The sequence below is a fragment of the Viridibacillus arenosi genome (assembly GCF_001955655.1).
GTDB lineage: Bacteria > Bacillota > Bacilli > Bacillales_A > Planococcaceae > Viridibacillus > Viridibacillus arenosi.
The window spans coordinates 1-6,942 of record NZ_MSPW01000026.1 but is presented as its reverse complement, the minus strand read 5'-3'; the positions used below and the strand labels follow the sequence as shown (position 1 = coordinate 6,942).

The following is a 6,942-nucleotide window of genomic DNA, read 5'->3' as shown; positions in this document are numbered from 1 at the left end:
AAAATAAGTAATTCAAAACTAACAGGTGCTTTAGTAGAAGATCTTGGAGCTATTTAGACAGCTCTTTTTTTATTCAACTAACGGGGCAGTTTAGTTGAATAAGGAATTCCAGCTTTATAACAAAAAAATAGAGTTTAAAATGATATGATTAAACAAGAACTTGTACAGGGATTTAATGGAGGCAGAGGAATATGTTGAAAATATTGCGATTGATCTCATCAGTTATTGTTGGTGGATTAGCAGGTTATGGTTTAATTACTGATAACTTTGAGTTTATGCCATATATGTGCTTGTTCTTTGGTGTGTTTCTATTGGTTACGGGTGTTTCGGAACTACAAGAAAAACGGAATACAAGTGCGATATTTACTACCCTTGTAGCAGCATTTTTATGTTTTGTAGCCATCTATACTTTTTAAGCTAACGGGTGCTTTACTTGAAGATCATTGAGTTGCATATGCAGCTCTTTTTTCTTTATTGAACTAACGGGGCAGGTTAGTGGAAGAAGGAAACGTGATAAAATAGATAGGCTGTTTTCGCAAAGATTGTTGTTAATGACATAACGGGTGATAATTCAACATCTAACACTGCCAAAAATGTAGGAGAATCAATTCCCTCGATAATGATTTTGCTCACATATATGTGAATAATACAAGACTGGAATTCATCTGAAAACGAGTTAAACTTATTAAAGTAAGTGTGTAGAGATATTGGTGAGTTAATTTTTTACCGAAAATATATGTCGAAAGATACGTCTACCATCTTGAATATTATTTTCGGAGGGTACTAATATGTATAAAGAAGATCGACTTCCTCAAAATCCAAAAGAAGGAATAGTGTTTCTACTGATTATCTCAATTATTTCAGCAAACACAATCGGCCCGATAATTGTGGGGCTGGAACTAGGATTCAGTAAAGAAAATTATTTAGAAACTCTAAAAATAATACCATTTTTGTGGATTATTGTTGTTTTGATAGTTAGATTAGTTGCAGGACCTTTAGTTGGCAAAATTCTGCCGAAATTCGTAGGACCAACAGATGGCTTTAATGCCAGAGTTCTATTAAATACCCTTTTGAATGTTACAGTCATATCTATTCTTATGACTATCATAGGAGCTTGGGTTGGTACGAAACAAATAAGCATAGAACCTTTCCAAAACTTCTTTCACAGTTGGTTTAGAAACTTTGGTGTAGCATTTTGGATTGAGTTGCTAGTTGCACAACCTATAGCAAGACTTGCAATGAAAAAATTGCACGCAAAGCAGAGAAGTAGATTAGTGACTGAAAAACTATAATAAAATTTCATTTTGAAAACACACCACAAATCATCTTACTTAGCCGATGGGTTTTATTAAAAACCTTGTCGGCTTTTTTTTCATCTTTGATTGCTTAGTAGATATAACGTTCCCAAATGAAAATTTGGGAAGACACAAAAAGCCAAGAAATACTGTGAAAACAACGTTTCTTGGCTTTTCCTATGAATGCTATTTATGCACGTGAGTAGAAACCGATTAACAGTAATGGTTTAGTGGCATTTTGAGTAAGGCTGCATTCTTGGCGTTGTATACCTGCATTTTTTAATCGTTCCTATATATTAACTACAGGGGCTATAGTTGAAAAACGATATTCCACAATCGGGCGCGATTGTTTAATAAGCGTCTCTGTTTCTTATTCAACTAACGGGTGCTTTACTTGAAGATCGTTGAGTTGCATATGAAGCTCTTATAACTATCGAAGCAGGATAGCTGTCCATACCGGAGTGAGCTATACATAACAAGGACTTTATCTTCTTTATTTGTCTTTAAGTAAGGCTGTTTTCTCAAAGATTGTTGCTATTCAACTATTGCAGGAAGTTAAAGCACCACTTGTCACTTTCGGTGTTATTTTGCACCCATTTAGAGAGATATTTTGCACTATAAATTTAAAAATGAAAAAGCTATCTCTGTAATGATAGCTTTTTCATATTACTTAATTCCGATTACTAAACTGTCCCGTGCGGCTTCAACTACTTCTGTTGTTATCGTTTTGAGCTTATTAATTTCAAGTATCCTTTCAATTTGAGTAAACAATCTCTGTATGAGTCTAAAGTTTCCACCTGTAATCTTTATAATGCTGGTTATTGCTTCATAATCGGAAAAGTCTTCAAGCTTTATAGAAAGTCCTAACTCTTCCCATTTATACTCTAGAATATGATGGGTTTCAACTTTACTAAGTTTATCAAATTCATGAGCAAATCCAATTCTGGAGTAGAGTTGTGGGTAACGTGCTAATCGCTTTTCAATGCCAGGCATTCCAATTAATATCATTGCAATGTCATTTCGATCGTAAATATCTCTAAGTTGTTCTAAATTTTGCACTTTTAGGCGATCAATTTCATCAACAATAATCAAGTCGATATCTTCATAAGCGTCAGTGGTGTAATTTTCTTCTTCTCCTTTAGTAAGTACTTTATACATAGTTCTTACCATATTCATTCTGGAACCAATAAGATTGATCTGTTCAGTCATTTTAGTCGCTCGTACTGCCGGAGCTGTATAAAAAATTGTTCTAGCTTCAAGTATCTTTTCATCTGCATCTAGGCCAATATTGTTTGCTGTTTTATAAGCTATTTGTTTTTCGATGGAATCCCAATTCGAATAGTACCTTGAGGACAATGTTTTTCCTACACCCGGTAATCCATAACAAATACCTATATATTTGTATTTAATACATGCATCACAGAACTCGGTAAATCTCTTATATTCTTTTGTTTGAATAAACTTTTGCCCTTTATTCATTGAAATACCTCTTTAGTTTCGACTTTTTAGAATTAGGTTCATTCGTTTTATTCCCTAACTCGTGCTGCTTTGATAAGGCAATTTCTTCTGCAACCGTTTTTCCAGAATCAAGTTGTTTTTTTAGATTTCTCCGTACTTTATTTCGTGCTGAAACAATCTCCTTTAAATCTACTGTATAATCGGAAATCTCGGGGGAAATAGCCGTACATAAATATTTATCTTGATAAAACACTCGAATCTCCGCAATGTCTCTCGGATCATAACGAATAATGACTGTTTCACCAACGTATGCAGCAAGATTTGTGTCTATATATCTAAGTCCTTGGAAATGAATCCCGTCAGAATGAACTTTCCTTGGTTTTGCTAAATTTAGTAATAATAAATCAAGACTTTCCAGACTCCCTGGCATATTCGGAAGAAATCCAGAATTATTCCACGCCTGTATCGGTTCTTTTTTTGTTGTACCATGAACCCTATGGTGATAATTATATATGATGAAATTAAATAATTTTTCATCTAGTTCCTTAAGGGTAAGAAGTGAGCTAGTAGTCTGATTTTCCAAGTACCCAGGTAAATCTTGCAAAAACAATTGATTGATGGTTAAAAAGAATCTTTCTATTTTCCCTCGTCCTCTTGGAACACCAATTGCAGAAAAGACTAGGTTAATTTTTAAATCAATTGCTACTTGTTCCAAATGGTTGGACGTAAAATCACTTCCATGGTCTGTATAAAATATTTCAGGGATACCACATATTTGCCAATCGGGATTACTTTTTCTCCATATTGCTTGGTGTAAGACTAAAGATGTATTTATAGCGGAGGGGTTTTCAAAAGTTAAAAAATATCCAGCGACTGCTCGGCTATAATCATCTAAAATTATTGTTAGCCACGGTCTTTCTGGTTTTCCTTTTTCATTTAAAACTATAATATCTAATGGGGTATGGTCTGCTTGCCAAATTTCATTGGGATAGCTTGCTTCTCTTCGATGAATTAAATCATATTGATTGTCGTATGCTTTTTGGCCATCATGCGCTAACTTCTTCAGGCTTGGCGAAAGGGATTGCGATACCTTATACACTTGATAATAACTCGGTTCTTGCCAGCCTTTTTTCCGACATTGCCCACAGATCATCCTATGAATAGACGTCAATGAATTCCTTTTATACTTCAAAATCAGTTGTTCAATCGAAGAGATCATTTCCGGTTCCAAATGTATTTTGCCAGCATCACTTCTTGTTTTTCGAATTAAACCTTTTAATCCAAATTGTTTATAGTCCCGAATCCAGTATTGTAGCGTTCTTTTTGCAATGTCGGTTTCTTCTGTAATGACAGTTAATGTTTTCTCGTCGGTAAGATAAGGCGCAATGATTTTATACTTTACCATCGCTGCTTGTCGTTGTTCTACTGAATAAGCTGTTAATGGAGGATGTTCATTTTGCATAGACATCAACCCTTCCGATTTACTGTTTTTCTAAATAGCGATAAATCGTAGTGCGAGACAAACCCCACTTTTCCGCAACATCTTTAATCGGTGTGCCACTTTCAATTAAAGCTTTCATCATTTCAATATCTTTTGATCCATACTTCTTCGGGCGTCCACCTAGACGCCCACGTGCTTTTGCGGCTGCTCTTCCTGCAGCAGAGCGCTCCTCAATCAAATTACGTTCAAATTCCGCAAACGCTGCGAACAAGTGAAACATTAATTGCCCCGTCGCATTCCTTTTGTCCATGGTTATGTTTTCTTGTAGACTATGAAAGCCAATACCTCGTTCATTTAAGCTGTTCACAATTTGAATCAAATCTTGCATGTTACGTCCTAGTCGGTCCAATCGCCAAACGATAATTGTATCGCCTTTACGTGCATACTGAAGTGCTTCCTCTAAACCGGGACGTTGTTTTATTGTTCCACTCATTTTATCGTGAAAGATTTTCGTACAACCATGTTGCGTTAAAGCATCTGATTGTAAATCCAAATTTTGTAATCCTGTTGACACACGTGCATATCCAATTAACACCAAAATCACTCTTTCCTCATTTTCCCTTTGATTTCATTGTGTGTTATTCAAGTAACAGGGATTAATGATTTTACCAAATTGACTATTCCGTATAAACTAAGTAGCATTATTAAAAGTAAAAAGGAAATAAAATTGACTTTGTTGAAATATTTAGAAGTAAAAAGAAATAGGGGGAGATGAAGCATGGATTTTGTATTAACAGAAGAAATGGTATTGAACGACCTTATAAATACGTGTAATCGTTATTTTGGATTTAAGGTATTAGATGCTACACCTATAAAACGTGGTTGGTTAAATTTAAAGTGGAAAATAACAACAGACTCTGGTGTTTTTTTAATCAAGCAATACAACAAGGAAAGATACAAACTGTATAACCATGATGAACTATTAATAGCCTTCTCTCAACAAATGCGATTACATAATAGAGGTCTTCCATGCCCTAAGCTCTATTCTCATGAAGGTCAGTTTCTTATTGAATCGGATAAGGGAGAACTTTTTATGTTAATGGATTACTGTAATGGAACTGTGATCGCTCCGGGAAAATTAAACGTTCATCAAATGTTTGATTTAGGACGAGTAACAGGGAATATGCATCATTTGTTAAATGACGGTACACTAAGGGTTAAGAGAGGTCCTGAATTTATTCCTCCAAGTCGGGAGGAGCGTTTAACTCATTGGGAATCTGTTTGGAATCATGCAAATAATACTGACAAATCTCATTTGTTACCGATATTAGAAACACAATATAAAGTAACAGAAACTATAAATTTAGAAGATTTTAACCTGAATGAAACTGGTTGGGCTCACCGTGATCTCTGGGTAGATAATTTATTGTTTGAAGAGAAAAAAATAAGTGCTGTTTTAGATTTTGATAGAATGAAATATGACTACCCACAGCTTGATGTTGCAAGAGTTGTTATATCTGGAGCCTTATATGAAAATAACTTTGATATTTCTCTTGTTCAGGCTTTTATAGAAGGGTATAGTGAGCAACGTTTACTTGAGAAAGGGTCGATAATCAGCTCTTTAAAAATGTTATGGTTTATGGAAAGTACCTGGTGGATAAATTCAAGCATGGATCAGCATAGTGGACCTCCAGAACGTTTTGCAAAGGAAATGCTTTGGCTATCGGAAAATCAAAAAGAATTAGAGTCTATGTTAGGGAATATATAATATTTAGCTAAATAAAGATGAATTAAAAATAATTCCTTATTGAACAACAACGGCTGTTCAATAAAAAATAATATTATTAAATGGTATTAGATTATCTGATCGAGTCAATAAAGCCTTTATTCAGCAAACTGGCGCTTTAATGGAGCAACGAAAAAAGCCTAATTTCTCAATTTTAATGAGAAATTGGGCTTTTTATATTTACTCATAGTGTAAAATAGTGCTTGAAATAGGTGCAAAATAACTCCTAAAGTGACAACCACTGAAATTGATGTAAAATGAATTAACACGATAGACAGAGCAGGTGAAAGTAAAATGATGGAACTACTAGGTGCATTTTCATTAACGATTTTAGGCTTTGTTTTATGTATTGCAGGTATTGTGTATATGAGAAAGACTCAAAAAAAGAAACCTTTACCGCATATTAAATACTATGGAATCCAGCTTGGACTCTTATTAAGTGCCCTATTATCTCTCGTCATATTTAGGGATGCCCTAACGGTGATGCCTAAGATTTTAAAGGGAGATCACGACACAGTAAAGGGTGCGTGTTCAGTTGAATACTGGAACACTACAAAAAGTGCTTATTTAGATATTACGTTTTCAGATGATTTATTTTTTAGTGTACCTCCAAATCATTGGGACAAAGGTTCATTAACAAAGGCGTATTGCGAAGTTACCTATTATGAAGGTTCTGATTTTGGTATACATTATAAAATATACGATAAACAAAATGGCGCATTATTACAGCGAGATTAGCCGCTTTAAGTACATTTATATAATGGCTTAATCCTAATTATCGGGCATCCAGCAATGGTTACACCTCACCTTTTCACTAACGGGGGCGCTAATTAAAGATCATTGAGTTGCTTTGGCAGCTCTTTTTTCTTTATTAAACTAACGGGGCAGTTTAGTTGAAGAAGGAACTTTCCATTCATTAAAGAATTTTTTCTTGCTACCGATAATGATGCGTTATGTAAACC

7 protein-coding genes are annotated in these 6,942 nt (G+C 34.6%); 4 read left to right on the top strand and 3 right to left on the bottom strand.

Going from position 1 to position 6,942, the window contains the following annotated elements; all coding sequences use genetic code 11:
* Positions 1 to 191: 191 nt before the first annotated feature.
* Complete coding sequence (locus tag BK137_RS21330) at positions 192 to 416, top strand: DUF3953 domain-containing protein (protein ID WP_038191216.1); 225 nt, start codon at positions 192 to 194, stop codon at positions 414 to 416.
* Between the two features lie 372 nt (positions 417 to 788).
* Complete coding sequence (locus BK137_RS21325) at positions 789 to 1,292, top strand: DUF2798 domain-containing protein (protein WP_038191218.1); 504 nt, start codon at positions 789 to 791, stop codon at positions 1,290 to 1,292.
* A gap of 669 nt (positions 1,293 to 1,961) precedes the next feature.
* Here BK137_RS21325 and BK137_RS21320 read toward each other — a convergent pair.
* The 3 genes from BK137_RS21320 to BK137_RS21310 are packed head-to-tail and all read right to left on the bottom strand — an operon-like array spanning position 1,962 to position 4,789.
* A complete protein-coding gene (locus BK137_RS21320; RefSeq protein WP_038191220.1) occupies positions 1,962 to 2,774 on the bottom strand; it encodes an AAA family ATPase in 813 nt (270 codons plus the stop codon).
* Positions 2,767 to 4,215 carry a Mu transposase C-terminal domain-containing protein gene (locus tag BK137_RS21315; RefSeq protein ID WP_038191221.1) on the bottom strand — a complete coding sequence of 483 codons (1,449 nt, stop codon included), beginning with the start codon at positions 4,213 to 4,215 and terminating at the stop codon, positions 2,767 to 2,769. The genes BK137_RS21320 and BK137_RS21315 overlap by 8 nt, the downstream gene beginning before the upstream one ends.
* Before the next feature lie 19 nt (positions 4,216 to 4,234).
* Positions 4,235 to 4,789 (bottom strand): recombinase family protein, encoded by a 555-nt coding sequence (locus tag BK137_RS21310; RefSeq protein WP_038191223.1) that lies wholly within the window; start codon positions 4,787 to 4,789, stop codon positions 4,235 to 4,237.
* A gap of 183 nt (positions 4,790 to 4,972) precedes the next feature.
* On the opposite strand from BK137_RS21310, the gene BK137_RS21305 reads away from it, so the two are divergent.
* Together BK137_RS21305 and BK137_RS21300 are read left to right on the top strand one after the other, a co-directional pair.
* Complete coding sequence (locus BK137_RS21305) at positions 4,973 to 5,962, top strand: phosphotransferase (RefSeq protein WP_038191226.1); 990 nt, start codon at positions 4,973 to 4,975, stop codon at positions 5,960 to 5,962.
* Between the two features lie 312 nt (positions 5,963 to 6,274).
* On the top strand, positions 6,275 to 6,718 hold the full coding sequence (locus BK137_RS21300) for a hypothetical protein (RefSeq protein ID WP_038191227.1): 444 nt from the start codon (positions 6,275 to 6,277) through the stop codon (positions 6,716 to 6,718).
* The last annotated feature ends 224 nt before the right edge of the window (positions 6,719 to 6,942 follow it).